The organism is Enterobacter cloacae complex sp. P13B (assembly GCF_014895915.1).
Classification (GTDB): domain Bacteria; phylum Pseudomonadota; class Gammaproteobacteria; order Enterobacterales; family Enterobacteriaceae; genus Enterobacter; species Enterobacter bugandensis.
Window position 1 is genome coordinate 25666 of record NZ_JADBQN010000047.1, and the last position, 26906, is coordinate 52571.

Consider the following 26906-nt stretch of genomic DNA (forward strand, 5'->3'; position numbering starts at 1 on the left):
ACCCCTTATGGGTAACGGCAGGAAAAACCGTATGTTCTGTACGATTCCTGCTGTTATCCTGACGTCAATTCTTACCCCCTCCTTGAATGCTGTGAGGTAACGTCGTGGACCACCTGCCGATTTTCTGTCAATTACGCCATCGCGACTGCCTGCTTGTGGGCGGCGGCGATGTGGCTGAACGCAAAGCGCGCCTGTTGCTGGATGCTGGAGCCCGACTGACCGTCAATGCCCTCACCTTCGCTCCGCAGTTTGACGTCTGGGCGCAGGAAGGGATGCTCACGCTGGTGCAGGGGGAGTTTGATGAGTCCCTGCTGGATACCTGCTGGCTGACGATTGCCGCGACGGATGACGATGAAGTGAACCAGCGCGTCAGCGACGCCTGCGAAGCGCGCCGGATCTTCTGCAACGTGGTGGATGCGCCGAAAGAGGCCAGCTTTATCATGCCGTCGATTATCGACCGTTCACCGCTGATGATCGCGGTGTCTTCCGGCGGCCGCTCGCCCGTACTTGCCCGCCTGCTGCGGGAAAAACTGGAAGCTATTTTGCCGCAGCATCTCGGCCAGATAGCCCACTACGCCGGGCAGCTTCGCTGCCGCGTGAAGCAAACCTTCTCAACCGTGGGTGAGCGTCGTCGCTTCTGGGAGAAATTTTTCGTTAACGACAGGCTCGCGCAGTCGCTGGCGAATCAGGACGCGAAAGCGGTTGAAGAGACGACCGAGCAGCTGCTGAGCGAGCCGCTGGATCACCGAGGTGAAGTGGTGCTGGTCGGGGCTGGTCCGGGAGATGCGGGTTTACTGACCCTGAAAGGGCTCCAGCAGATCCAGCAGGCGGATATCGTGGTGTATGACCGCCTGGTCTCCGATGACATCATGAACCTGGTGCGCCGCGACGCCGACCGCGTCTTCGTCGGTAAACGGGCAGGCTACCACTGCGTGCCGCAGGAGGAGATTAACCAGATCCTGCTGCGAGAAGCGCAAAAGGGAAAACGCGTGGTGCGCCTTAAGGGCGGCGATCCGTTTATCTTTGGCCGCGGCGGCGAGGAGCTGGAAACCCTGTGCAATGCAGGCATTCCGTTCTCCGTGGTGCCGGGCATAACGGCGGCGTCCGGCTGTTCAGCCTACTCAGGCATTCCGTTGACCCATCGCGACTACGCCCAGAGCGTGCGTCTGGTCACGGGCCACCTGAAAACCGGCAGCGAGCTGGACTGGCATAACCTGGCCGCTGAAAAGCAGACGCTGGTGTTCTACATGGGGCTGAACCAGGCCGCCACTATCCAGGCGAAACTGCTGGAGCACGGCATGGAGGCTGATATGCCCGTTGCGCTGGTGGAAAACGGGACGTCAATCAAGCAGCGCGTGGTGAATGGCGCGCTGACGCAGCTCGGTGAGCTGGCGCAGCAGGTCGAAAGCCCGGCGCTGATTGTGGTGGGTCGCGTGGTTGAACTGCGCGATAAGCTGAACTGGTTCTCGAATCACTAACGCATATTCTCCCTCCTTCGAGTAGTCCTTAAGCGGACTACTCCCTTCATACCTCAGTCGATAACATACCGCTCGCATAGTGGAACTTTTCCATTTATTCCCTCGTGTTACATCCAATTTAAGATTTTTAGACAAGGAATGCGTATGTTCAAGCTGGCAAAAGCCGCCGTTCTGGTTGGCCTGTTATCGACTCTGACCGCCTGCACCGGTCACGTTCAAAATACTAAAAATAACTGCAGCTACGATTACCTGCTGCACCCGGCGATCTCCATTTCGAAGATCATCGGCGGTTGCGGCCCGGCGGCACAGCAGTAAGCGTTTTTCAGGCGTAAAAAAACCGGGGATTTCCCGGTTTTTTTATTGAGTCCGTATTTGTCGGGGGGCGGCTTAAGGTTTCGCCACAAACCCAATCGCCTCGTACACCGCTTTCAGAGTTTCGGACGCGCGCGCGCTGGCTTTTTCTGCGCCCTCTTTCATCACTTTTTGCAGGAAAGCTTCGTCGTTACGGTAACGATGATAACGCTCCTGCAACTCGGTCAGCATACCGGAAACGGCATCAGCCACTTCGCCTTTCAGGTGGCCGTACATCTTGCCTTCGAAGTGTTTTTCCAGCTCAGGGATGCTCTGTCCGGTTACGCCGGAGAGAATGTCCAGCAGGTTGGACACGCCCGCTTTGTTCTGCACGTCGTAGCGCACCACAGGCGGCTCGTCGGAGTCGGTGACCGCGCGCTTGAGCTTTTTCACCACCGATTTCGGATCTTCCAGCAGGCCGATAACGTTGTTGCGGTTATCGTCAGACTTGGACATCTTCTTGGTTGGCTCCAGAAGCGACATCACGCGCGCGCCGGATTTCGGAATAAACGGCTCTGGCACTTTGAATACGTCGCCGTAAAGCGCGTTAAAGCGCTGGGCGATATCACGGCTCAGCTCCAGGTGCTGCTTCTGGTCTTCACCCACCGGCACCTGGTTGGTCTGGTACAGCAGGATGTCGGCCGCCATCAGCACCGGATAGTCGAACAGGCCAGCATTGATGTTTTCAGAGTAGCGGGCAGACTTATCCTTGAACTGGGTCATGCGGCTCAGCTCGCCGAAATAGGTATAGCAATTCAGCGCCCAGCCCAGCTGCGCATGCTCCGGCACGTGAGACTGAACGAAAATGGTGCTCTTTTCAGGATCGATACCGCAGGCCAGATAGAGGGCCAAGGTGTCCAGGGTGGCTTTGCGCAGCTTCTCAGGATCCTGACGCGCGGTGATAGCATGCAAATCTACAATGCAGTAAATGCAATGGTAGTCATCCTGCATGCTGACCCACTGACGCAACGCACCCATGTAGTTACCAATGGTCAGTTCACCTGAAGGCTGTGCGCCACTAAAAACGATGGGCTTAGTCATTATTCAATTCCTGATGTTCACTGTGCGAAAGCCCGAGTGCGGGCAACAAATCTTTGAAGTGGTCGAACACAACATCCGGCTCACTCAGCGTAATGGCCTCACCGTAGTTGTAGCCATAGGTTAAACCGACGGAAGGACACCCCGCCGCTCGGGCAGCCAGAATATCATTACGCGAATCCCCGACAAAGAGCAGCTCCGCAGGCGTTAAGGATAATTTTCCTGCCACCAGCAACAGCGGCTCCGGATGCGGCTTTTTGTTCTGCACGTCATCCCCGCCTACAATCACGGAGAAATATTTCGCGATATTGAGCGCTTCCAGCAGCGGCGCAACAAACGGCGTCGGCTTGTTGGTCACCAGTCCCAGCGGGATGCCTTTTGCGTGCAGCGCGCTCAGGGTTTCCTGGACGTCCGGGAACAGGAAGCTCCCCTCCTCGACGGCCTCTTCGTAGAAGCGATCGAACAGCTTGCGCAGAATACGCAGCTGCTCATCCTGCGGGATATCGGCGTGATCGACGCTTGGTTTCCCCTGCGCGGAACGCTGCGACGCGCGTTCCTGACGAGCCCACGTCAACGCGCGCTCCATCAGGACATCGGCACCGTTGCCAATCCACGTAATCACACGATCTTCGCCCGCAACGGGCAGTTCCAGTGCATACAGCGCCCGATCGACGGCGCTCGTTAAGCCCGGCGCGCTGTCCACCAGCGTGCCGTCGAGGTCGAATGCCACACCCCGAATTGCCTGCAATTTATCCATGACTTACCTTCGCCAGCTCGCGGCGCATTTCATCAATGACTTTTTTGTAATCCGGTTGGTCGAAAATTGCCGAACCTGCAACGAACATATCCGCGCCCGCTGCCGCAATTTCGCCAATATTATTCACTTTCACACCGCCGTCCACTTCCAGACGAATATCATAGCCAGACTCGTCAATGCGACGGCGCACTTCGCGCAGCTTATCCAGCGTGTGAGGGATGAACGACTGGCCGCCAAAGCCCGGGTTGACGGACATCAGCAAAATCACGTCCAGCTTGTCCATCACGTAATCGAGATAGCTCAACGGTGTTGCCGGGTTAAACACCAGCCCCGCCTTACAGCCGTTCTCTTTGATCAGCTGCAGCGTGCGGTCAACGTGCTCGGAGGCTTCCGGATGGAAAGTGATAATGCTGGCGCCCGCTGCGGCAAAGTCAGGCACGATGCGGTCGACAGGCTTCACCATCAGGTGAACGTCGATCGGTGCGGTAATGCCGTAGTTACGCAGGGCCTTGAGCACCATCGGACCGATGGTCAGATTGGGAACGTAGTGGTTATCCATAACGTCGAAATGGACGACATCTGCGCCAGCTGCGAGAGCTTCCGCCGTGTCTTCACCCAGGCGGGCAAAATCGGCCGACAGAATTGAGGGGGCAATCAAAAACTGTTTCATCCGCATCTCCTTGAAATATGTTTACCGGCGGGCAAAACGGCTCAGGGGCGATAAAGAGCCAGGAGTTCGTCCACCTTTTTACGTGTGCCGCCGTTGCTGCTAATGCTACGCCGCACCTTAACCTGAAAATGCTTCGCGGCTTTGTACCATTCGCGCGTATCAGGGGTATCGTGATTTGAAATTAACACCGGAATTCTTTTGCTGACCAGTTTTTCCGCCATCTCCGCCAGGCGGGCCTGTTCGGCCGGGCTGAAGCTATTGGTGTGGTAGGCGGTGAAGTTCGCCGTCGCAGACAGCGGCGCATAAGGCGGATCGCAGTAAACCACCGAGTTTACGCCTGCCAGTTCCATGCACTCTTCATAGGAGAGGCAGTGGAACTCTGCATTCTGCGCTTTCTTCGCAAAATGATACAGCTCGTCCTGCGGGAAGTACGGGCGCTTATAACGACCAAACGGCACGTTAAATTCGCCGCGCAAATTATACCGGCACAGGCCGTTGTAACCATGACGGTTGAGGTAAAGGAACAGCAGCGCGCGGCGGAACGGATCCTGGCTCTGATTAAATTCCGTGCGGAACTGATAGTAAACGTCAGGGCTGTTGTTCTCTGGCGTAAACAGCTTGCGCGCCTCTTCCACATACTCATCGGTACGCAGCTTAACGATGTTATAAAGGCTGATAAGGTCGCTGTTGATATCCGCCAGGATATAACGAGAAAAATCGGTGTTCAGGAACACCGATCCCGCACCCACGAAGGGCTCGATAAGACACTCGCCTTTTGGCAGGTGCTTTTTAATATCATCGAGCAGGGGGTATTTCCCCCCTGCCCATTTCAGAAAAGCGCGATTTTTTTTCATGCTGACTAACTGATTACACCTTCTCCGGCTGTGGAGAAAGCTCCGACAGCATCCTGCGCTTTAAACATTACTTCAGATCGGCCTGCACCTGATGAATCGGCTTCGCCCACGGGTTTTTCGCCTGAACGTCTGCTGGCAGTGTCGCCACGGCGCGCTTCGCTTCATCTTTGGAAGCATACACACCGCTCACCAGCACGTACCACGGCTGTCCGTTACGGGTCGTCTGATAAACCACATAGTTTTTCAGATTCGATTTCTTCGCCCAGCCGTTGAGGTTGTCATAGTTAGACGAACTGCTCAACTGCAGCGTGTAGTTGCTGGACGGTGCAGATTTCAGCGAACCGACGTTGCCAGCTGTTTTACCTGCTGCAGCACTGGAAGCCGTCGCCGTTGCGGCAGGCGCAGCGGTGGCAGCAGGTGCTGTTGTGGTTGCCGTCGCTTTCGGCGCAGTCTGCGTGACTGGCGCTTTGGCCGGCTCGCTCACGGCAGCCGTTTCAGTGCGTTTCGGCTGTGCCGGTGCGGCTTTCACTTCAGGCGCTTTTACCACGGCCTGAGGCTTGGTTTCACGCTTCGGCTCAATGACCGCCTGCTTACGTTCAGGACGCGTCGCAGTTTGCGTCTGGCGCGGTTTAGTTTCCGTTGCTGCCGTCTGCGGCTGCGCGGTAGCACCGTGGATCGGCGCGACGGTTGCAGGTTCAGTTGGCAGCGTAGAGTTAACCACAACGTTATCAACCTGCTGCTGGTTTTGCGGCTGCATCAGCGCATTGTTCAGGTCTCCCTGAACTTCAACACGCTGCTGGCCTTCGGGCGTGACAGGTGCCTGGCCCTGAGCAGGCGTTGATGAAACGGGCGGCAGAGAAACATCCTGCGGCGTCGTTGTGTTGCTGGCAGTCTGCTCAGCGGAAGTGGTGCCCGGCGCTGGCTGTGCACCATTCGCCTGATCCGTCGCATCATTACCGGAGAGGTTGATGCTCTTCTCTGCGGAGGCGGTTTGATCGGTTGAGTTGGTGGACGGTGCTTTCAGCGCGGAGCCAATGCCAACAATCAGCAGCACAAGCACCAGAACGCCAAGTCCCATCATGATGTACTGACGGGAGGCCGGTTTCTGCGCAGCGGCTTTTTTACGTTTACGCGGGCGACGCTCTACAGGCTGTTCGTCCATTGAATCTTCTTCGGACTCATAATCCTCTTCTTCTCGCTCATCACGCGCGTTGCGGCTGCGCGAAGGGCGACGATCGTCTGCATCCAGATCAACATCGTCAAAGTTGATCTGCGGCTCGTTATCACGTTCTGAAGATTGACGAGAACGACCAGTACGACGATCGCTGGGATCGGGTTTCAGCTCGTCTTCTGGTTTGAATTCATCCATTTAACACCCCACTCAAAGGCTTATGCCTACGTCTTTGCATTTCGCCTGAAGCTAAACGACCACCGATAACAGTGGCCTGACCTTTCTAGTTGTTACGCCTGCTGGCAATCAGCAATGGCGCCAAGAACGACATCGTGCGACACTCCGCCGCGCACTTCACTCTTCCCTATTGCAAGCGGGAGTACAAGACGCATCTCACCTGCCAATACTTTTTTATCGCGCATCATGTGGGGTAAATACGCCTGCGCCGACATCTCCTGCGGCCCGGTGACCGGCAAACCTGCACGTTCAAGTAGCGCAATGATACGTGCCGTCTCTTCCGGTTTAAACTGCCCAAGACGTTCAGAGGTGCGGGCTGCCATGACCATGCCAGCCGCGACGGCTTCACCGTGCAGCCAGTTGCCGTAACCCATTTCAGCTTCAATGGCGTGGCCAAACGTATGCCCAAGATTCAGTAAAGCACGTAAGCCGGCTTCACGCTCGTCTGCCGCGACAACTTCTGCTTTCAGCTCACAACAACGACGAATGCAGTATGCCAGTTTCACCTCATCCAGGCGCAGCAGCGCATCCATATTCTCTTCAAGCCAGTTAAAGAACTCGCCATCCAGAATAATGCCGTATTTGATCACTTCAGCCAGGCCAGAGGCCAGCTCGCGTTTCGGCAGGGTTTTCAGACAGTCGAGATCCACCACCACCGACGCAGGCTGGTAGAACGCGCCAATCATGTTTTTGCCAAGAGGATGGTTGACTGCCGTTTTGCCACCGACAGAGGAGTCGACCTGAGACAGCAACGTGGTCGGGATTTGAATAAAACGGACGCCACGCTGATAGCTTGCGGCCGCAAAGCCGGTCAGATCGCCCACAACACCGCCGCCCAGGGCAAGCAGTGTTGTATCGCGACCGTGCGGTTTTTGCAGCAATGCGGTAAAGACGGTATCGAGTACCGTCAGGCTTTTATACTGCTCGCCATCGGGCAGAATCACACTGTCGACTTTTACGCCTGCCTGCTCAAGCAGGTGGCGCACACGGTCGAGATAAAGCGGAGCCAGCGTCTCATTGGTGACCAGCATCGCCTGATCACCCGCTTTTAGTGGTAAAAAGGAAGCTGGGTCGTTAAACAAACCAGCCGCGATGGTGATAGGGTAACTACGTTCCCCGAGAGTAACTGTAATCCTCTCCATGACGCGACATCCACCTTTAATGCTTTTACCCGCAGGCGAGTGTATATAAAGCCAGAATCAGTTGCTTTCCAGCATATGAATAATCTGGTTTGCAACCACTTTAGCGCTCTGATCGTCAGTACGAATGGTCACATCGGCAATCTCTTCATACAGGGGATTGCGTTCGTCGGCCAACGCTTCCAGAACTTCGCGTGGTGGCGTTTCAACCTGCAGCAGCGGGCGCTTTTTATCGCGCTGCGTACGTGCCAGCTGTTTCTCAATGGTCGTCTCAAGATAGACCACTACGCCACGGGCGGAGAGACGGTTGCGGGTTTCGCGAGATTTCACAGAGCCACCGCCTGTTGCCAGTACGATGCCCTGTTTTTCCGTGAGTTCGTTGATCACTTTTTCTTCTCGGTCACGGAAACCTTCTTCGCCTTCTACATCGAAAACCCAGCCCACATCAGCTCCGGTTCGTTTCTCAATCTCTTGATCAGAATCGTAAAATTCCATATTGAGTTGTTGAGCTAACTGACGCCCAATAGTGCTTTTGCCGGCACCCATAGGCCCAACCAGAAAGATATTGCGTTTCTCTGCCATTTTATCGGTACTACTAAGACTATTCGTTAATGGTAATCCCCGCTTCGCAGACACCCGGCGTAGCAGGACATGAACTGAAACCTCATATGCAATAGAGCGAGAGTCAGACTAAAAATTATCTCAATACTCCGGCTTGTTTGGCAACTGATTAAATCACCGCGCCGGACGCATAAGGTAATAAGACGTAAGTCCAACTCAAATCGGTACTCCTTGTATGCTAATTCATGCCCCACGTCAAACATCTGCAACAAACTGAATGCAAAATCATTGCGGGGATCGTTACCCGTTAGTGAATACCGACCAGACGTGGCGTAATAAACACCACTAACTCACGCCGCTCATTATCTTTTCCATCGTGGCGAAAAAGCTGTCCCAGCCAGGGGATGCTCCCAAGCCCGGGCACGCTGTCACTGCCGGTTTTGTTCTTTTGCGAGAAAATTCCCCCCAGCGCCAGCGTTTCTCCACTTTTTACCTCCACCTGGGTTTCTATCTCCTGCTTATCGATGGCAAGCGTTTCGCCATCGGCCTGCTGCAGCACCTGTCCCGGCATGTTTTCACTGATGTGTAGTTTCAGGCGCACGCGCCCACCGGGCAATACTACCGGCGTGACCTCCATTCCTAGTACCGCCTCTTTGAACTCCACCGAGGTCGCCCCGCTTTCACCGCTTGAAACCTGATACGGGATCTCACTCCCCTGCTTAATGCTGGCCGGTTGCATGTGCGAGGCCAGCAGCCGCGGGCTGGCAATGATATCGACCTGCTGTTTTTGCTCCAGCGCAGAGAGCTCCAGATCCAGCAGCCTGCCGTTAATCCGCCCGATGTTAAACCCCAAATGCGTGGTAGCACTGGCCACGGAAAGATCGCTGCCAAGCGTCGTGAGCTGTCCAACCTTGCCCGCCTCAGTGGCCTCGGCAAGATTCCACTTCACCCCCAACTCTCGCAGGCTTTTTTCATTAATGGTGACAATGTGCGCCGCCAGTTCGACCTGCTCGACGGGAATATCCATCTGAGCCGCCCACTGCTGCAGCGCCTCCAGTACCACCTGGTTATCCCAGATGAGCAGACGGTTGGTGCGTTTGTCGACAGATAAACTCCCCTTTGGGCTCAGGAGCTTTTCAGCCGCTTTTTGCAGTTCTCCGGCATCCGCATAAGAAAATGGGATGCTGTGCGAGACCAGCGGAGCATCAAGCTGTCGACGCGCTCGCTCCTGCTCTAAACGTTCCCGCTGTTCACGCTGCCAGGCCGCGGTATGGACATAATAAATACCGCCCTCCTCTCGTAAAACGAGTCCGGCGCTGGTGACTACCGTCTGTAACGCCTGCCGCCAGGGAACGCGCGTCAGGTTAAGCGAGAGCGTGCCGCCGACATCCGGCGATACCACCAGATTACGGTTCTCCTGCGCAACCAGCGCCTGTAGCACCTGAACCACCGGCACGTCATCCACCACCAGCGTGACCGGCTTTGGCGCGACTGCCCACAGCGGGCGGCTGAACGCCAGCAGCAACAGCACTATCCTTAACTTCATTTTTATCCTTTCCTTCTCGTTGCCACGCCCATTCTTCGGGATCGCATGTGTCACCCACATCAACAACCAGTTCCGTTTCATTGATGGCCGTTATCCGCCAGCCCGCCGGGAAACGATCGTGCTCTTTCAAACGATGCCAGCGCCGTTGCCCATCCAGCAAAATACCAACGCGCTGCTGCCCTCCCACCATTCCGCGGTAGTGCCACTGTGCCAGCTCGGCTGTGGCGCAGGGGTCGTCCGGCGGGCGAAACGGATCGCGCATGCCGGTCAACAGCAGCGCCGAGCAAACCAGCAGGTATCTCGCGCTATTTCGCATGTTCCAGCTCCAGCCTCAGGCGTAACGCCGTACTTTGTGGCGCAAGCGTAAAAGCAGCGACCCGCACATCCCGCTGCGCCAGCCGGGAAAAAAGAGGCGGGATCGCCTGCCACTCCGCCTCCAGCGCCAGTTCACCGCCGTTTCGCAACGGCTTCCAGTGAAGGAGCCTTGTGCCCTCCCCCTGAAAATCGAGCGGTGAAAAGGACTTTATCTCCAGTGCCGTCCGGGTTTGCGGGCTAAACGGCACCTGACTGGCGGTGGGCCACAGCGACGCGTTAGTCCTCGCCGCCTGGCTCAACTGCTGCCACAGATCCGCACACTGTCTCTCTGCTGGCCGGAGCAATACACCCCATGCAGTCAGGCCCATCAGGAGAATACCCAGCCCCCCACAGACCAGCCGACACCAGGGACGACTTTCACACCAGCGTTCTAGCAAGGTCTCCACGCATTACCCCTCGCTTTTCAGGTGCAGAGTGAACATCCAGCGCCCCTGGCTATCCTGCCGGAGTTCCCCCTCAGAACCGGGCGTAAAGCCGTCTATGTGCTCCAGCCCATTACGCAAGGCAGAAAGCGCCTGCAGGGTAGTGGCATATCCGATCAACATCAGAGCAGGAGGCTGATAACGCAGCTCTGTCAGCCATACCTGCGCAGGCATGGCCTCAGAAAGTGACTCCAGCACCGGTTGCCATGCGCGGCGTTGCGGCGTGCCCGCAGGGTTCTGCACCTCTGCGGTGGGTCGCTGGCGAGACACAAGACCATGCTGCACGGACTGCGTACCCGCCAGTTGAGCCTGCAGCGCGCGCAGCGTTACCAGATGGTTCATCCTTATGCTAAAAACGGTCACTAGCATGAGCAGCAATGCGCCGACAAATACGCCGCCCCAGAAACGCAGGCATCGCGCGCGCCGCTGCTGACGCCAGGGCAGGAGGTTGGTCACGTTCATTCAGGCACCTCGCTCATGGCCAGCGCCAGCGCGACGGTATAGTCAGCCCCGCGTTCGGGAAGAGGCGCATGCCAGCGCTGCAGCGTTTCCCATGGGGTTCGTTCGGCATCAAAGAGCGCGATGTCATTCTGGTTGAGGGCCAGCAGCGCCGCCAGCTCAGTGACGTTTTCTGCTTCAGTGGTATAACGACGCCCCCACTGATGGCGCATAGCCCACAGCCAGTGATGCGCATCCCGCCAGGCGACGCACTGCGTCGGCGCTAACGCAGGCAGCAGGTTCGCCAGCGCGCTGGCATCCGGGGTGATGGTCGCCAGCCGCAAACGTAGCGTTTTCGCCAGATCAAGAAGCGTTTCAACCTCTTTGTTTTGTGCAGCAGTCACGTGAAACGTATTGCTGAAGGTGTCCTGGGTGTAGTCGAAACAGAGGGACTCTGTCGACATCTCCAGTTCGCGCGAAAGCGCCGCCCCCATCCACGAGAGCTGCTCGCTGTCGCGCAATGCAAGAGACGGTCGGGGCAACGTTTTTTGCAGAGTCCGTGCAGCAGGAAAGGAGAGAAATACCCGGTGGTAGTGCGGGAGCGCTTTTCGCCAGTCGCGTAAGGCATCGGCCAGCGCTTCTGGCTGACAAATTTTGCCGTCACGAATGATGCCTTCGGCCAGAGAAATGGCCCACCAGCGGCGTAAGCACCAGCCGCCTCTCTCCCGGACCAGTGCCGTAATCAGGACCTTATCCTGTTGAATATGAACGCCCGTTTGCCATGTTTTGAAAGCCATGCTTCACGATCTCCTTATCGCCCGTCGCCTTGACGGCTATATCAATGAATCAGGCTTGCCTTTATACTACCGCGCGATTGTTTAGAAACTGCCCAAGTGAAACCAAATGGGAAATCTCCGGTGAAGTTCGTAAAGTATTTATTCATCCTTGCAGTCTGTTGCATTCTGCTGGGAGCAGGCTCGATTTACGGTTTGTACAAATATATTGAGCCACAGCTACCTGATGTCGCCACGCTCCGCGATGTGCGTCTCCAGATCCCAATGCAGGTCTATAGCGCCGATGGCGAGCTGATGGCGCAGTATGGCGAGAAGCGTCGTATCCCGCTGACCTTAAACCAAATTCCCCCCGTGATGGTGAAAGCTTTTATCGCCACGGAGGACAGCCGTTTCTACGAGCACCACGGTGTCGATCCGGTCGGGATTTTCCGTGCCGCAAGCATTGCGTTGTTCTCCGGTCACGCCTCCCAGGGGGCGAGCACCATTACGCAACAGCTGGCGCGTAACTTCTTCCTCAGCCCTGAAAAGACGCTGACGCGTAAGATCAAAGAGGTGTTCCTGGCGATCCGTATTGAGCAACTGCTGAACAAGGACGAGATCCTTGAGCTGTACCTCAATAAAATCTATCTGGGCTACCGTGCCTATGGCGTGGGGGCAGCCGCGCAGGTGTACTTCGGTAAGCCTGTTGAACAGCTCACCCTAAGCGAAATGGCAACCATTGCCGGTCTGCCAAAAGCGCCGTCCACGTTTAACCCGCTTTACTCGCTCGATCGTGCTACCTCACGTCGTAATGTCGTCCTGTCACGTATGCTGAGCGAAGGCTATATCAGCCAGAGCGAGTACGACCAGGCGCGTAACGACGTCATTGACGCCAATTATCACGCCCCTGAGATCGCCTTCTCTGCCCCTTATTTGACCGAAATGGTGCGCCAGGAGATGGTGAGTCGTTATGGCGACAAGGCCTATGAAGATGGCTATCGCGTATACACCACCGTTACCCGTAAAGTGCAGCAGGCGGCTCAGGACGCGGTGCGCAATAACGTGATGGACTACGATATGCGTCACGGCTATCGCGGACCGTCGAACGTGCTCTGGAAAGTGGGCGAAAGCGCATGGGACAGCAAAAAAATCACCAGCACGCTGAAAGCGCTGCCAACCTATGGTCCGCTCCTTCCAGCCGTAGTGACGCAGGCCGATCCTCAGGAAGCCGTTGCGACGCTGGCGGACGGCACGTCCGTCTCCCTGCGCATGGACGGTATTCGCTGGGCGCGTCCATACCGTTCGGACACCCTGCAGGGGCCAACGCCGCGCAAGGTGACCGACGTGGTACAGGCCGGGCAGCAGATTTGGGTGCGCAAGTCAGGCGATGCCTGGTGGCTGGCGCAGGTACCGGATGTGAACTCGGCTCTGGTCTCCATCAACCCACAGAACGGGGCGGTAATGGCGCTGGTCGGCGGGTTCGATTTCAACCAGAGCAAATTTAACCGCGCCACGCAGGCGCTGCGTCAGGTGGGTTCCAACATCAAGCCGTTCCTCTACACGGCAGCGATGGATAAGGGACTGACCCTTGCCAGCATCCTAAACGACGTGCCGATCTCCCGCTGGGATGCCGGTGCCGGTTCCGACTGGCAGCCGAAGAACTCTCCTGCGGAGTATGCCGGTCCTATTCGTCTTCGCCAGGGTCTGGGGCAGTCGAAAAACGTGGTGATGGTGCGTGCCATGCGCGCGATGGGCGTCGACTATGCGGCAGAGTACCTGCAGCGCTTCGGCTTCCCGGCGCAGAACATCGTTCGCACCGAGTCGCTGGCGCTTGGCTCTGCCTCCTTTACGCCGCTTCAGGTCGCCCGCGGATACTCGGTGATGGCCAACGGCGGCTTCCTGGTTGACCCGTACTTCATCAGCAAAATCGAGAACGACCAGGGCGGCGTGCTTTTTGAAGCGAAGCCGAAAATTGCCTGCCCTGAGTGTGATATTCCGGTCATTTACGGCAATACGCCGAAATCCGAGGTGCTCGAAAACAAGGACATGGAAGACCCTGCCGTTTCTCAGGAGCAGCCAAATATCGTCTTGCCGCAGCCGCAGCTGGAGCAGGCTAACCAGTCGCTGGTGGCGCAAACCGGCGCGCAGGAGTACGCACCGCACGTGATCAACACGCCGCTGGCGTTCCTGATCAAGAGCGCGCTGAACACCAACATCTTCGGTGAACCCGGCTGGCAGGGTACCGGCTGGCGAGCAGGGCGCGATCTGCAGCGCCATGATATCGGCGGTAAAACCGGGACAACTAACAGCTCGAAGGATGCGTGGTTCTCCGGCTATGGGCCGGGCGTGGTGACGTCAGTCTGGATCGGTTTCGACGATCATCGCCGTGATTTAGGCCGTACCACGGCATCCGGCGCGATTAAAGATCAGATTTCCGGCTACGAAGGCGGTGCCAAAAGCGCGCAGCCGGCCTGGGATGCCTACATGAAATCCGTTCTTGAAGGCGTGCCGGAGCAGCCGCTGACGCCGCCACCGGGCGTGGTGACGGTCAATATTGACCGCAGCACCGGCCAGCTCGCTAACGGCGGTAATAGCCGTGCCGAGTATTTTATCGAAGGTACGCAGCCAACCACACAGGCGGTGCATGAGGTGGGTACAGAGATTATTGATAACGGCGAGACGCACGAGCTGTTTTAAGCATAAAAATGCCCGGTAAAAACCGGGCAAAGAATTGCAGGCCGGGTAAGGCGAAGCCGCCACCCGGCTTTTTTATGGCCTACAGCCGCCCTTGCCCCTTCAGCCACTCGCGAACCAGGAACAGCGCGCTCACGTTGCGAGCCTCGTTAAAGTCAGGGTCTTCAAGCAGATCCATCAGATGCGCCAGCGGCCAGCGAACCTGCGGCAGCGGCTCTGGTTCATCTCCCTCCAGCGATTCAGGATAGAGATCTTCAGCCACTACAATGTTCATTTTGCTGGAAAAATAGGACGGCGCCATGCTCAGCTTTTTCAGGAATGACAGTTCGTTCGCGCCAAAACCCACCTCTTCTTTCAGCTCGCGGTTTGCTGCTTCAAAGACCGTTTCACCCGGATCGATGAGCCCTTTCGAGAACCCAAGCTCGTAAGATTCCGTCCCCACGGCGTATTCGCGGATCAAAATCAGATGATCGTCGACGATAGGGACAATCATCACCGCTTCGCGCGAAGAGGGGCGCATACGCTCATAAACACGACGCACACCGTTGCTGAACTCCAGATCCACACTCTCGACGTTAAACAGGCGCGATTTGGCGACAGTTTCAACGTGCAGAATAGTGGGTTTTTGTAGTGGTTTGCTCATCTTGATGGGGTCTTAGCAGTGTGAACTGACGTTATTGTGCGATATGCCGCACGGTTTCGGCAATGTCAATTGTTCTTTATTTACATTTATGCAACGTAGCAGGGATCAATCCTCAATTCAAAACAAATGTCAAGAGGTTGAAATGTTTCCAGGAATTTGCTGATATCGCGCCATGACAGGCTTTGCTATCATCACCGGTCACTGGGATGCGCTTTAGAATGCTCAAGTTCGACTCCATACTTGCCGATAGCCAGCCACAGACTCTCATTCAATGTAAAGGTGCTACTGACTACACCTGTAAGATAAGTAAGATGGGGAAAGCATGAGCACCATTTTGATTGTTCTCGCTGCTATGCTGGTCAGCGCATTGATTGCAGGGTGGCTGTACAGGCGACGCATACAGCGCCGTTACCGGCTGCCCTTTTTAAACGCCTTCGCGGGTGCGACAACGCGTAAACTCACGCAAGACGAGCGCGATGCAGTTGAAAACTATCTCGAAACGCTGAACCGTTCTCAGTTAACGCCTGGGCCGACGGGAGCCACGACTGCGCCTGTCGCGCTTAAGCTTAACGCGCAAAGTGACACCGTGCTCTGCGTGACGCGCTCCATCACGCGCTACGGCATTACGACTGACGACCCCAACAAGTGGCGCTACTACCTGGATTCGGTTGAGGTGCATCTGCCTCCGTCCTGGGAGCAGTACATCAACGACGAAAACAGCGTTGAGCTGATTCACACCGATTCGCTGCCGCTGGTGATCTCGCTCAACGGCCATACCCTGAATGACTATCTTCACGAAGCCCCGCGCTTTGCGCTGGAACGCGCGAGTTCAACGCAGGCCTCTATTCGTGGTGAAGAGACCGAGCAGATTGAGCTGCTGAATATTCGTCAGGAGACGCATGAAGAGTACGCCCTGAGCCGTCCGGACGGTATTCGTGAAGCCATCCTGATCGTTGCCGCTTTCCTGCTCTTTTTTGTCTGCCTGCTGACGCCGGACGTCTTTGTCCCATGGCTGGCGGGTGGCGCGGTGTTGCTTCTTGCGGCCGGGCTGTGGGGGCTCTTTGCCCCGCCGGCCAAAACCTCGCTGCGGGAGATCCACTGCCTGCGCGGCACGCCAAAGCGCTGGGGCCTGTTCGGTGAGAACGATCAGGAGCATCTCAACAATATCTCACTCGGGATTATTGACCTGATCTACCCGCGCCACTGGCAACCGTGGATTGCGCAGGATTTAGGGCAGAAAACCGATATTGATATCTATCTTGACCGCCACGTTGTGCGACAGGGGCGCTTCTTATCCCTGCATGATGAAGTAAAAAATTTCCCGCTTCAGCACTGGCTCCGCAGCACGGTCATCGCCGCCGGCGCCGGGCTGGTGTTTATCATGCTGCTGCTTTTCGTGCCGCTGGATATGCCCATCAAATTTACCCTGTCGTGGATCAAAGGCGCGCAGACCATCGAGGCGACCAGCGTCAACCAGCTCGATGAAGCGGGTGTACGGGTGGGCGATACGCTGCGCCTGAAAGGCACCGGAATGTGTAATATCCATACTCCGGGGGCGTGGAACACGCGCCAGAATTCACCGTTCACGCCGTTCGACTGTTCGCAAATTATCTGGAACGACGCCCCGCCGCTGCCGCTGCCGGAATCCGAAGTGGTGAATAAAGCCACGGCGCTGACCCAGACGGTCAACCGCCAGCTGCACCCGAAACCGGACGATGATTCACGCGTCAGCCCCGCGCTGCGTTCCGCCATTCAGAAATCAGGCATGATTCTGCTGGATGATTTTGGCGACATTGTCCTGAAAACCCAGGACTTGTGCTCATCGCAGGATGAGTGCATACGCCTCAAAAACGCGCTGGTTAACCTCGGGAACAGTAAAGACTGGGACTCGCTGGTGAAACGCGCCGAGGCGGGACGACTGGATGGCGTCAACGTGCTGCTGCGTCCGGTCAGCGCGGAATCGCTTGATAACCTGGTCGCCACCTCGACATCGCCGTTTATGATGCGCGAAACCACCCGTGCGGCTCAGGCGCTCAACAGTCCGGCACCGGGCGGCTTTGTGATTGCCAGCGATGAAGGCAGCGACCTGGTCGATCAGCCTTACCCGCAGGTAGCGCTTTATGACTACCCGGCCCAGGAGCAGTGGAGCCAGTTCCAGCGTCTGGCGCAGATGCTGATGCAAACGCCGTTCAGTGCCGAAGGGATTGTCACAAGCATCTACACCGACGCCAACGGCACGCGCCATATCGGCCTGCACCGGATGCCGGACAGCGCAGGATTGTGGCGTTACATTGGCACCTCTCTGCTGATGATCGCCATGCTTATCGCTATTTTCTGGAACGGTTTTATGGCCCTGCGCCGCTACCAGCGCTCCCGCACGCGTCTGGCGGAGATCCAGCAATATTATGAGAATTGCCTCAATCCTAAGCTGATCCCCTCCTCTGAGAGCCTGATCTGATAACGTCGTTGCGCGACAAGATGTGCTACCCTGTCGCGCACGTTTCTTCTGGCTGGAGTTCCCCCCTATGCATCTTGATATCGACTGGCAGCAGGTCGACACCGTTCTGCTGGATATGGACGGCACGCTGCTCGATCTCGCCTTTGATAACTATTTCTGGCAAAAGCTGGTGCCGGAAACCTATGGTGAGCAGCAGGGTATCTCCCCGGCAGAAGCGCAGGCGTTCATTCGTTCGCAATATAGCGCGGTGCAACATACGCTAAACTGGTACTGTCTGGACTACTGGAGCGAGCGCCTCGGTTTGGATATTTGTGCCATGACCACTGCCCAGGGACCACGCGCCGTGCTGCGCGAAGATACGGTTCCCTTCCTGGACGCGCTGAAAGCAAGCGGCAAGCGCCGTATTTTGCTGACTAACGCGCATCCACATAACCTGGCCGTGAAGCTGGAGCATACGGGACTGGCGTCGCACCTTGATTTATTACTTTCCACCCACACATTTGGTTATCCGAAAGAGGATCAGCGGTTGTGGCATGCGGTGAAGGAAGAGACCGGCCTGCAGCCGGAGCGCACGCTGTTCATTGACGACAGCGAGCCTATTCTGGATTCTGCGGCAACGTTTGGCATTCGCTACTGTCTGGGTGTCACTAATCCTGACTCTGGCCTGGCTGAAAAAAGCTATCTGCGCCATCCGGGACTGAACGACTACCGCCAGATGATCCCCTCACTGACCGTGAAGGAGACGCCATGAAAGAAAAGCCCTCAGATGGGGTAAGACTGGATAAATGGCTGTGGGCAGCCCGTTTTTATAAAACGCGCGCCCTTGCCCGTGAAATGGTTGACGGCGGTAAAGTGCATTACAACGGCCAGCGCAGCAAGCCGAGCAAGCTGGTTGAGCTGAACGCCACCTTAACGCTGCGCCAGGGCAACGACGAACGTACGGTAGTGATTAAAGCCATTACCGAACAGCGGCGGCCCGCATCGGAAGCCGTACTGCTTTACGAAGAGACGGCTGAAAGCGTTGAAAAGCGCGAGAAGACCGCGCTGGCGCGCAAAATGAATGCGCTGACCATGCCCCACCCGGACCGGCGACCGGATAAAAAAGAGCGCCGCGATCTGATGAAATTTAAACACGGTGAGAGCGAGTAACCCTCACCCGCACGAGAGATGAAAATGGCCCAACACGACCAATTACACCGCTATCTGTTTGAACAATTCGCCGTGCGCGGCGAGCTGGTCACCGTATCCGAAACCTGGAAACAGATTCTGGAAAACCACAACTACCCGCTGCCGGTGAAGACCCTGTTGGGCGAACTGCTGGTTGCCACCAGCCTGCTGACCGCAACGCTGAAGTTTGCCGGTGATATCACCGTGCAGCTGCAGGGTGACGGCCCGATGACGCTGGCGGTGATCAACGGCAATAACCAGCAGCAGATGCGCGGCGTAGCGCGCGTTCAGGGCGACGTTCCTGAAAATGCGGATCTCAAAACGCTGGTGGGCAATGGCTATCTGGTGATCACCATCTCCCCGGAGGAAGGTGAACGCTATCAGGGCGTGGTCGGTCTGGAAGGCGATACCCTGGCAGCCTGCCTGGAAGATTACTTCATGCGCTCCGAACAGCTGCCGACGCGTCTGTTCATCCGTACCGGTGAAGTGGACGGCCAGCCTGCTGCGGGCGGCATGCTGCTGCAGGTTCTGCCAGCGCAGGACGCGCAGACCAATGACTTTGAGCATCTGGCGACGCTGACCGAAACCATCAAGGCGGAAGAACTGTTCAACCTGTCGGCGACCGACGTGCTGTGGCGTCTGTACCACGAAGAAGAAGTGACCGTGTACGATCCGCAGTCCGTGGAGTTTAAGTGCACCTGCTCGCGCGAGCGCTGCGCTGGCGCACTGAAAACTCTGCCTGATGAAGAGATCGACAGCATCATGGCTGAAGACGGCGAAATTGATATGCACTGTGACTACTGCGGTACGCACTACGTGTTCAATTCAATGGATATCGCTGAAATCCGCAATAACGCCTCTCCGGCAGATCCGCAGGTTCATTAATACGCTACCCCTCACCCTGCCCTCTCCCCCTTGCGGAGAAGGTTAGGGTGAGGAGCAAAAATCCCCCAAAAGCTGAATCGTTTTCCCTGTGTAACTCTTACGTAATTTTCTTACATGTATGCGATTACATTCACATTCTCTCCGATAAAATCACCACCTCTTAACCTTTTCGGAACATTTTCCCCAACCAAAAAGCGATTCCTGCGATAATCCGCCTGCACTGTGACTGGAGTCGCAGCGTTTTCCGTTAGTAAGGGTTTTATCCAGATGCACAAATCTATGAGCCCCGTCGCGGTTAACATCCCCAGAAAAACCCTACAATTTCAGGCAGTACATATTGGCTAAGGAGCAGTGATATGCGTGTTACTGGTTTAACCCCGCAAGATCTCAAGGCTTATGGTATTCACGACGTCCAGGAAATCGTCTACAACCCCGATTACGATACGCTGTATCAGGAAGAGCTCAATCCAGCACTGGAAGGATACGAGCGCGGTGTGTTGACGAACCTTGGTGCTATCGCCGTCGATACCGGTATCTTTACCGGTCGTTCGCCGAAAGATAAGTATATCGTCCGAGACGAAACTACCCGCGATACGCTGTGGTGGGCTGACAAGGGCAAAGGGAAGAACGACAACAAACCGCTCTCCCCGGAAACCTGGCAGCATCTGAAAGGGCTCGTCACCCATCAACTTTCCGGTAAGCGTCTGTTCATTGTCGACGCTTTCTGCGGCGCTAACGCCGACACCCGCCTTTCCGTGCGTTTCATTACCGAAGTGGCCTGGCAGGCGCATTTCGTTAAGAATATGTTTATTCGTCCGACCGACGAAGAGCTGCAGGACTTCACACCTGACTTCATCGTGATGAACGGTGCGAAATGCACTAACCCACAGTGGAAAGAGCAGGGTCTGAACTCCGAAAACTTCATTGCCTTCAACCTGACCGAACGTATTCAGCTGATCGGCGGTACCTGGTATGGCGGCGAAATGAAGAAAGGGATGTTCTCGGTCATGAACTACCTGCTGCCGCTGCGCGGTATTGCCTCTATGCACTGCTCGGCGAACGTCGGCGAGAAAGGCGACGTAGCGGTGTTCTTCGGTCTTTCCGGCACCGGGAAAACCACGCTCTCCACCGATCCAAAACGCCGTCTGATTGGCGATGACGAACACGGCTGGGACGATGACGGGGTGTTTAACTTCGAAGGCGGTTGCTACGCGAAGACCATTCGCCTGTCTGAAGAGGCCGAGCCGGATATCTTCCACGCGATCCGCCGCGACGCGCTGCTGGAAAACGTCACCGTGCGTGCCGACGGCTCTATCGACTTCGACGATGCGTCAAAAACCGAAAACACCCGCGTCTCTTACCCGATCTACCACATCGACAACATCGTGAAGCCGGTGTCAAAAGCGGGCCATGCCACGAAGGTGATTTTCCTGACGGCGGATGCGTTCGGCGTGCTGCCACCGGTGTCTCGCCTGACCGCCAGCCAGACGCAGTACCACTTCCTCTCTGGCTTTACCGCCAAGCTGGCGGGTACCGAGCGTGGCGTCACGGAGCCAACCCCAACCTTCTCCGCCTGCTTCGGTGCAGCCTTCCTGTCGCTGCACCCGACGCAATACGCTGAGGTGCTGGTGAAACGCATGCAGGCATCCGGCGCGCAGGCCTACCTGGTGAATACCGGCTGGAACGGTACCGGCAAACGTATCTCCATCAAAGATACCCGCGCCATTATCGACGCCATTCTGGATGGTTCTCTGGATAACGCCGAAACCTTCACGCTGCCGATGTTCGATCTGGCCATTCCGACGGAACTGCCGGGTGTGGACACGCGTATCCTCGACCCGCGCAATACCTACGGATCGCCGGAACAGTGGCGCGAGAAGGCGGAATCGCTGGCGAAGCTGTTTATCGAGAACTTCGAGAAGTACACCGATACCCCGGCGGGTGCTGCGCTGGTGAGTGCGGGACCGAAGCTGTAGGTAAAAGCAAAAAGGCAACGAAAGTTGCCTTTTTTAATGTTTTCTCCCTCTCCCCGTGGGAGAGGGCCGGTGTGAGGGCATCAGACCGCACTATCCCTCTTTCACCTGCCCCCGCGTCACCGGAACCGGCAACCAGGCGCGAATGCTCAACCCGCCCCGCTCGCTGGTACCAATCTCCAGCAATCCGTTATGGTTATCCACAATACGCTGCACAATCGCCAGGCCTAAGCCCGTACCGCTGGTGCTGCGCGCGCTATCGCCGCGCACAAATGGCTGGAACAGATGCTTACGCTGCTCGGGCTTAATGCCCGGGCCGTCGTCTTCCACCTGGAACCAGGCGCGGTTGAGTTCAGACCCGCTGCTAACCTTAATCCAGCCGTTACCGTAGCGCGCCGCGTTAACCACCATATTGGCCACCGCACGCTTAATGGAAAGCGGGTGCATACGAACCTGAATTTCACCGTCCTGAAGGTCAGTATCAATTTCACGCTCATAACCACTTTCTGCGGCCACCACTTCGCCAAGCACCGCGTTCAGATCGGCCATTTCCATCGGCATCTCCTGACCGGTGCGCAGGTAGTCGATGAACTGCTCGATGATGGCGTTACACTCTTCGATGTCCTTGTTAATAGACTCGGCGAGATAACCGTCCTCTTCACCCATCATCTCCGTCGCCAGACGAATACGCGTTAGCGGGGTGCGCAGGTCATGACTGACGCCGGCCATCAGCAGCGTACGGTCATCCGCCAGCTGCTTAACGCCTGCCGCCATGTGGTTAAACGCGCGCGTTACTGAACGCACTTCAGAGGCACCATATTCGCGCAGTGGAGGAGGAATAATGCCTTTACCGACCTGGAGCGCCGCGTGCTCCAGGTCGACCAGCGGTCGGTTCTGGATACGGATAAACAGCCACGCGCCGCCTATCGCCAGCAGCATAATGGCAAGGGTGTAGCGGAACAGCGGCGAGAAATCGCCCTGATGGATTTCAGTCAGCGGAACGCGTACCCAGATGTTGGGTGACAGCCAGGTTTTCAGCCAGACGACGGGCGAGCTTTTGTTGACCTCAACGCGCACTTCCGTCGGGCCACCCAGCTGCTGCGCCATCTGCTGGCTGAGGAATTCATAGTGCTGCGCCCAGCGCAGGCCAGCATCTTCCGCCGCTTCATTGGAGTAAAGCGAAATACCCAGTTCACGGTAGATTTCACGGCGAAATGCCGGGGGAACAACCAGCTGCGTGCCGTCCTCCAGCTGCAGCTTATCGGTCATCAGCATACGCACTTCGTAGGCCAGGACCTTATTAAACTGCTGGAGGCTCGGCAGAATCGCAAAGTTCAACACCACCAGGTAGGTCGTCACCAGGCTGACGAACAGCAGGGTGACGATCAGTAAGAGGGTGCGGGCAAACGAGCTTCGCGGCGAGAAGCGCATTCGCCTCATGCTTTAGAGCCGTCCGGAACGAACACGTAGCCCAGACCCCATACGGTCTGAATATAACGAGGATGCGCCGGATCTTCTTCCACCATGCGGCGCAGGCGGGAGATCTGCACGTCGATAGAGCGTTCCATTGCGGAGTATTCGCGACCACGCGCCAGGTTCATCAGCTTGTCACGGGAAAGCGGCTCACGCGGGTGGCTGACCAGCGCTTTCAGTACCGCAAACTCGCCGCTGGTGAGCGGCATTGGCTCGTCTTCACGGAACATTTCGCGCGTGCCGAGGTTCAGCTTGAACTTGCCGAAGGCAATGACGGCTTCTTCCTGCGATGGCGCGCCCGGCAGTTCGTTCGCCTGACGACGCAGCACCGCGCGAATGCGCGCCAGCAGTTCACGCGGGTTAAACGGTTTTGGAATGTAGTCGTCGGCGCCGATTTCGAGGCCCACGATACGGTCAACCTCTTCGCCCTTCGCCGTTACCATGATGATCGGCATTGGGTTGCTCTGGCTGCGCAGACGGCGGCAAATAGAAAGCCCGTCTTCGCCAGGCAGCATCAGGTCGAGAACCATCAGATGGAAAGATTCGCGGGTCAGCAGACGGTCCATCTGCTCAGCGTTCGCGACGCTACGAACCTGGAAGCCCTGCTCGGTCAGATAACGCTCAAGCAGCGCGCGCAGGCGCATGTCGTCATCCACGACCAGAATTTTGTAGTTTTCTTGCATTGTGTGTACTCCCAAAGGTTCGGATAGTCTTTGTAACAGCGTATTCTAAAAAAGTGCACGTATTCGACCAGTTAATTCTGGTATAAATTCTAGTCGAAATTGTTACAAAGCATATTTAACAGCAGCTTATCTGTTCATTTCATCACATAAATCATTATTAATCCTGTCTGTTACACTGTGTGGTACGTATTGTGCGCAAAACAGAGAACCGGCAGCAAAGGCAGCACCATGAAAACGCCCCTGATCACCCGCGAAGGGTACGAAAAGCTCAAAAAAGAGATGGATTACCTGTGGCGCGAAGAGCGTCCTGAAGTGACCAAAAAGGTGACCTGGGCCGCCAGCCTGGGCGATCGCAGCGAGAACGCGGACTACCAGTACAACAAAAAGCGGCTGCGCGAAATTGACCGCCGGGTACGCTATCTGACCAAATGTCTTGAGAATCTAAAAATTGTCGATTACTCCCCGCAGCAGGAGGGCAAAGTGTTCTTCGGCGCGTGGGTGGAGATTGAAAACGACGATGGTGACACCCTGCGTTTTCGCATCGTCGGTTACGATGAAATTTTTGGTCGTAAAGATTACATTTCTATCGACTCCCCGATGGCCCGCGCGCTGCTGAAAAAGGAAGTGGGCGATTTAGCCGTCGTTCAGACCCCAGCCGGTGAAGCCAGCTGGTACGTCAATGAGATCGTCTACGTAAAATAGTCCGAGAGCGCCCTCCCCGGCTGGCATTTTGCCGTGTCAGCCCGTATAACTATCCCCTGATTTTTGACCCACAAGATGATAAAGCCATGATGAAAGATTCGCTCTGCCGCATTATTGCGGGTGAACTTCAGGCCAGAGCCGAACAGGTAGAAGCTGCCGTTCGCCTGCTTGATGAAGGGAACACCGTGCCGTTTATTGCACGTTATCGTAAGGAAGTCACAGGCGGTCTGGATGACACGCAGCTGCGTAACCTGGAGACCCGCCTGGGCTATCTGCGCGAGCTGGAAGAACGTCGTCAGGCGATCCTCAAATCCATCGGCGAACAGGGCAAGCTGACCAGCGAGCTGGAAAGCGCCATTAACGGCACCCTGAGCAAAACCGAACTCGAAGATCTCTATCTGCCGTATAAACCGAAGCGCCGTACCCGCGGGCAGATTGCGATTGAGGCGGGGCTTGAGCCGCTGGCAGAGCTGCTGTGGAATGAGCCATCTCACGACCCGGAAACCGAAGCGGCGAAATTCGTCGACACCGACAAAGGTGTCGCTGACACCAAGGCCGCTCTGGACGGCGCGCGCTACATCCTGATGGAGCGCTTCGCGGAAGACGCCGCCCTGCTGGCCAAAGTGCGTGATTATCTGTGGAAGAACGCCCACATCGTCTCTACCGTCGTCGCGGGCAAAGAGGAAGAAGGCGCGAAGTTCCGCGACTACTTCGATCACCACGAACCGATTTCCACCACCCCTTCCCACCGCGCGCTGGCAATGTTCCGCGGCCGCAACGAAGGCGTGCTGCAGCTCTCCCTGAACGCCGACCCGCAGTTTGACGAGCCGCCGAAAGAGAGCCACTGCGAGCAGATTATCATCGACCATCTCGGCCTGCGCCTGAACAACGCCCCGGCGGACAGCTGGCGTAAAGGCGTGGTGAGCTGGACGTGGCGCATCAAGGTGCTGATGCACCTGGAAACCGAGCTGATGGGCACCGTGCGCGAGCGTGCCGAAGACGAAGCGATCAACGTCTTCGCCCGTAACCTGCACGACCTGCTGATGGCTGCCCCTGCCGGCCTACGCGCGACCATGGGTCTCGATCCGGGTCTGCGTACCGGCGTGAAGGTGGCGGTCGTTGACGGCACCGGCAAGCTGGTCGCCACTGATACCATTTACCCGCACACCGGCCAGGCAGCGAAAGCCGCCGTCGTGGTGGCGGCGCTGTGCGAGAAGTACAACGTGGAGCTGGTTGCCATCGGTAACGGCACCGCATCACGCGAAACCGAGCGTTTCTACCTCGACGTGCAGAAGCAGTTCCCGAAAGTGACGGCACAGAAAGTGATCGTCAGCGAAGCGGGCGCATCGGTCTATTCCGCCTCTGAGCTGGCGGCGCAGGAATTCCCTGACCTGGACGTTTCCCTGCGCGGCGCGGTCTCCATCGCCCGTCGTCTGCAGGATCCGCTGGCGGAGCTGGTGAAGATCGATCCGAAATCCATTGGCGTGGGCCAGTATCAGCACGACGTGAGCCAGACGCAGCTGGCGCGCAAGCTGGACGCGGTTGTGGAAGACTGCGTAAACGCCGTCGGCGTGGACCTGAACACCGCCTCCGTTCCCCTGCTGACCCGCGTGGCGGGCTTAACCCGCATGATGGCACAGAACATCGTCGCCTGGCGCGATGAGAACGGCCAGTTCCAGAACCGTCAGCAGCTGCTTAAAGTGAGCCGTCTGGGGCCGAAAGCGTTTGAGCAGTGCGCGGGCTTCCTGCGTATCAACCACGGCGATAACCCGCTGGATGCCTCTACCGTTCACCCGGAAGCGTATCCAGTGGTGGAACGCATCCTGGCCGCCACCCAGCAGGCGCTGAAGGATCTCATGGGCGACAGCAGCGCTCTGCGTAACCTGAAAGCCGTTGATTTCACCGACGACAAATTTGGTGTACCAACCGTTACCGACATTATCAAAGAGCTGGAAAAACCGGGCCGCGATCCGCGTCCTGAGTTCAAAACGGCGACCTTTGCTGACGGCATCGAGACCATGAACGATCTCCTGCCGGGCATGGTGCTGGAAGGCGCGGTGACCAACGTCACCAACTTCGGCGCGTTTGTGGATATCGGCGTGCACCAGGACGGTCTGGTGCATATCTCTTCCCTTGCCGACAAGTTCGTTGAAGACCCGCACACCGTGGTCAAAGCGGGCGACATCGTGAAGGTGAAAGTGCTGGAGGTGGATCTGCAGCGCAAGCGTATCGCCCTGACCATGCGTCTGGATGAGCAGCCGGGCGACACCAGCGCGCGCCGTGGCGGCAACGGCGGAGGCCGCGAGCAGCAGCGTCCGGCCACGAAAGCCACAAAACCGCGCGGGCGTGACGCGCAGCCTGCGGGCAACAGCGCGATGATGGACGCGCTGGCGGCGGCGATGGGTAAGAAACGCTAGG

25 protein-coding genes are annotated in these 26906 nt (G+C 56.9%); 10 read left to right on the top strand and 15 right to left on the bottom strand.

The features are described 5' to 3' along the window. The first annotated feature begins 104 nt into the window (after nucleotides 1–104). Both cysG and IM273_RS18850 read left to right on the top strand, forming a co-directional pair. Nucleotides 105–1478: a siroheme synthase CysG gene (gene cysG / locus IM273_RS18845; RefSeq protein ID WP_193050630.1), complete on the top strand. Its 1374-nt coding sequence runs from the start codon at nucleotides 105–107 to the stop codon at nucleotides 1476–1478. Nucleotides 1479–1622: 144 nt separating this feature from the next. Then, nucleotides 1623–1793, top strand: coding sequence for a YhfL family protein (locus tag IM273_RS18850; protein WP_008503029.1), 171 nt, complete (start codon nucleotides 1623–1625; stop codon nucleotides 1791–1793). Between the two features lie 72 nt (nucleotides 1794–1865). On the opposite strand, the gene trpS is transcribed toward IM273_RS18850, so the two are convergent. The 12 genes from trpS to IM273_RS18910 all read right to left on the bottom strand — a co-directional run bounded on the left by trpS (nucleotide 1866) and on the right by IM273_RS18910 (nucleotide 11834). After that, the gene (gene trpS / locus IM273_RS18855) at nucleotides 1866–2870 is read right to left on the bottom strand and encodes a tryptophan--tRNA ligase (protein ID WP_023298773.1); all 1005 of its coding nucleotides are present in this window, start codon (nucleotides 2868–2870) and stop codon (nucleotides 1866–1868) included. Continuing rightward, nucleotides 2863–3624: a phosphoglycolate phosphatase gene (gene gph, locus IM273_RS18860; protein WP_193050632.1), complete on the bottom strand. Its 762-nt coding sequence runs from the start codon at nucleotides 3622–3624 to the stop codon at nucleotides 2863–2865. The genes trpS and gph overlap by 8 nt, the downstream gene beginning before the upstream one ends. Beyond that, nucleotides 3617–4294: a ribulose-phosphate 3-epimerase gene (gene rpe / locus IM273_RS18865; RefSeq protein ID WP_023333698.1), complete on the bottom strand. Its 678-nt coding sequence runs from the start codon at nucleotides 4292–4294 to the stop codon at nucleotides 3617–3619. The genes gph and rpe overlap by 8 nt, the downstream gene beginning before the upstream one ends. Before the next feature lie 41 nt (nucleotides 4295–4335). Beyond that, entirely contained in the window at nucleotides 4336–5148 is an 813-nt protein-coding gene (gene dam / locus IM273_RS18870; protein ID WP_028014659.1) for an adenine-specific DNA-methyltransferase, read from the bottom strand. Nucleotides 5149–5215: 67 nt separating this feature from the next. After that, nucleotides 5216–6517, bottom strand: a complete 1302-nt coding sequence (gene damX / locus IM273_RS18875) for a cell division protein DamX (RefSeq protein WP_028014660.1) — start codon at nucleotides 6515–6517, stop codon at nucleotides 5216–5218. A gap of 92 nt (nucleotides 6518–6609) precedes the next feature. Then, nucleotides 6610–7698: a 3-dehydroquinate synthase gene (gene aroB / locus IM273_RS18880; RefSeq protein WP_193050634.1), complete on the bottom strand. Its 1089-nt coding sequence runs from the start codon at nucleotides 7696–7698 to the stop codon at nucleotides 6610–6612. Nucleotides 7699–7755: 57 nt separating this feature from the next. Beyond that, on the bottom strand, nucleotides 7756–8277 hold the full coding sequence (gene aroK / locus IM273_RS18885) for a shikimate kinase AroK (protein WP_003861630.1): 522 nt from the start codon (nucleotides 8275–8277) through the stop codon (nucleotides 7756–7758). Nucleotides 8278–8563: 286 nt separating this feature from the next. Continuing rightward, entirely contained in the window at nucleotides 8564–9802 is a 1239-nt protein-coding gene (gene hofQ, locus IM273_RS18890) for a DNA uptake porin HofQ (protein WP_193050636.1), read from the bottom strand. Beyond that, entirely contained in the window at nucleotides 9714–10118 is a 405-nt protein-coding gene (locus tag IM273_RS18895; protein ID WP_045259352.1) for a HofP DNA utilization family protein, read from the bottom strand. The genes hofQ and IM273_RS18895 overlap by 89 nt, the downstream gene beginning before the upstream one ends. Continuing rightward, on the bottom strand, nucleotides 10108–10563 hold the full coding sequence (locus IM273_RS18900) for a HofO (RefSeq protein WP_193050638.1): 456 nt from the start codon (nucleotides 10561–10563) through the stop codon (nucleotides 10108–10110). The genes IM273_RS18895 and IM273_RS18900 overlap by 11 nt, the downstream gene beginning before the upstream one ends. A 3-nt stretch (nucleotides 10564–10566) precedes the next feature. Next, the gene (locus tag IM273_RS18905; RefSeq protein WP_193050640.1) at nucleotides 10567–11061 is read right to left on the bottom strand and encodes a PilN domain-containing protein; all 495 of its coding nucleotides are present in this window, start codon (nucleotides 11059–11061) and stop codon (nucleotides 10567–10569) included. Next, on the bottom strand, nucleotides 11058–11834 hold the full coding sequence (locus tag IM273_RS18910; RefSeq protein WP_193050642.1) for a DNA utilization protein HofM: 777 nt from the start codon (nucleotides 11832–11834) through the stop codon (nucleotides 11058–11060). The genes IM273_RS18905 and IM273_RS18910 overlap by 4 nt, the downstream gene beginning before the upstream one ends. A 120-nt stretch (nucleotides 11835–11954) precedes the next feature. On the opposite strand from IM273_RS18910, the gene mrcA reads away from it, so the two are divergent. Next, nucleotides 11955–14507 (top strand): peptidoglycan glycosyltransferase/peptidoglycan DD-transpeptidase MrcA, encoded by a 2553-nt coding sequence (gene mrcA, locus IM273_RS18915; RefSeq protein WP_028014665.1) that lies wholly within the window; start codon nucleotides 11955–11957, stop codon nucleotides 14505–14507. Between the two features lie 79 nt (nucleotides 14508–14586). On the opposite strand, the gene nudE is transcribed toward mrcA, so the two are convergent. Further along, the gene (gene nudE / locus IM273_RS18920) at nucleotides 14587–15147 is read right to left on the bottom strand and encodes an ADP compounds hydrolase NudE (RefSeq protein ID WP_028014666.1); all 561 of its coding nucleotides are present in this window, start codon (nucleotides 15145–15147) and stop codon (nucleotides 14587–14589) included. A gap of 322 nt (nucleotides 15148–15469) precedes the next feature. Here nudE and IM273_RS18925 point away from each other — a divergent pair, with 322 nt between their 5' ends. The 5 genes from IM273_RS18925 to pckA all read left to right on the top strand — a co-directional run bounded on the left by IM273_RS18925 (nucleotide 15470) and on the right by pckA (nucleotide 21633). Next, nucleotides 15470–17605, top strand: a complete 2136-nt coding sequence (locus IM273_RS18925; RefSeq protein ID WP_028014667.1) for an intracellular growth attenuator family protein — start codon at nucleotides 15470–15472, stop codon at nucleotides 17603–17605. A 67-nt stretch (nucleotides 17606–17672) separates the two neighbouring features. Further along, nucleotides 17673–18356, top strand: coding sequence for a GMP/IMP nucleotidase (gene yrfG, locus IM273_RS18930; RefSeq protein ID WP_028014668.1), 684 nt, complete (start codon nucleotides 17673–17675; stop codon nucleotides 18354–18356). Beyond that, a complete protein-coding gene (gene hslR, locus IM273_RS18935; protein WP_028014669.1) occupies nucleotides 18353–18754 on the top strand; it encodes a ribosome-associated heat shock protein Hsp15 in 402 nt (133 codons plus the stop codon). Before yrfG ends, hslR begins: the two co-directional genes overlap by 4 nt. 18 nt (nucleotides 18755–18772) lie before the next feature. Next, a complete protein-coding gene (hslO, locus tag IM273_RS18940) occupies nucleotides 18773–19657 on the top strand; it encodes an Hsp33 family molecular chaperone HslO (RefSeq protein WP_161495995.1) in 885 nt (294 codons plus the stop codon). Between the two features lie 356 nt (nucleotides 19658–20013). Further along, nucleotides 20014–21633 carry a phosphoenolpyruvate carboxykinase (ATP) gene (gene pckA, locus IM273_RS18945; RefSeq protein WP_041911911.1) on the top strand — a complete coding sequence of 540 codons (1620 nt, stop codon included), beginning with the start codon at nucleotides 20014–20016 and terminating at the stop codon, nucleotides 21631–21633. A 90-nt stretch (nucleotides 21634–21723) separates the two neighbouring features. Here pckA and envZ read toward each other — a convergent pair whose 3' ends face one another. After that, nucleotides 21724–23070: a two-component system sensor histidine kinase EnvZ gene (gene envZ, locus IM273_RS18950; protein ID WP_028014672.1), complete on the bottom strand. Its 1347-nt coding sequence runs from the start codon at nucleotides 23068–23070 to the stop codon at nucleotides 21724–21726. Next, on the bottom strand, nucleotides 23067–23786 hold the full coding sequence (gene ompR, locus IM273_RS18955; protein WP_001157751.1) for a two-component system response regulator OmpR: 720 nt from the start codon (nucleotides 23784–23786) through the stop codon (nucleotides 23067–23069). The genes envZ and ompR overlap by 4 nt, the downstream gene beginning before the upstream one ends. Before the next feature lie 228 nt (nucleotides 23787–24014). Between ompR and greB the strand changes: the two genes are divergently transcribed. Together greB and IM273_RS18965 are read left to right on the top strand one after the other, a co-directional pair. Beyond that, the gene (greB, locus tag IM273_RS18960) at nucleotides 24015–24488 is read left to right on the top strand and encodes a transcription elongation factor GreB (protein ID WP_014885539.1); all 474 of its coding nucleotides are present in this window, start codon (nucleotides 24015–24017) and stop codon (nucleotides 24486–24488) included. 86 nt (nucleotides 24489–24574) lie between these two features. Continuing rightward, complete coding sequence (locus tag IM273_RS18965) at nucleotides 24575–26905, top strand: Tex family protein (RefSeq protein ID WP_193050644.1); 2331 nt, start codon at nucleotides 24575–24577, stop codon at nucleotides 26903–26905. Nucleotide 26906: the final 1 nt, after the last annotated feature.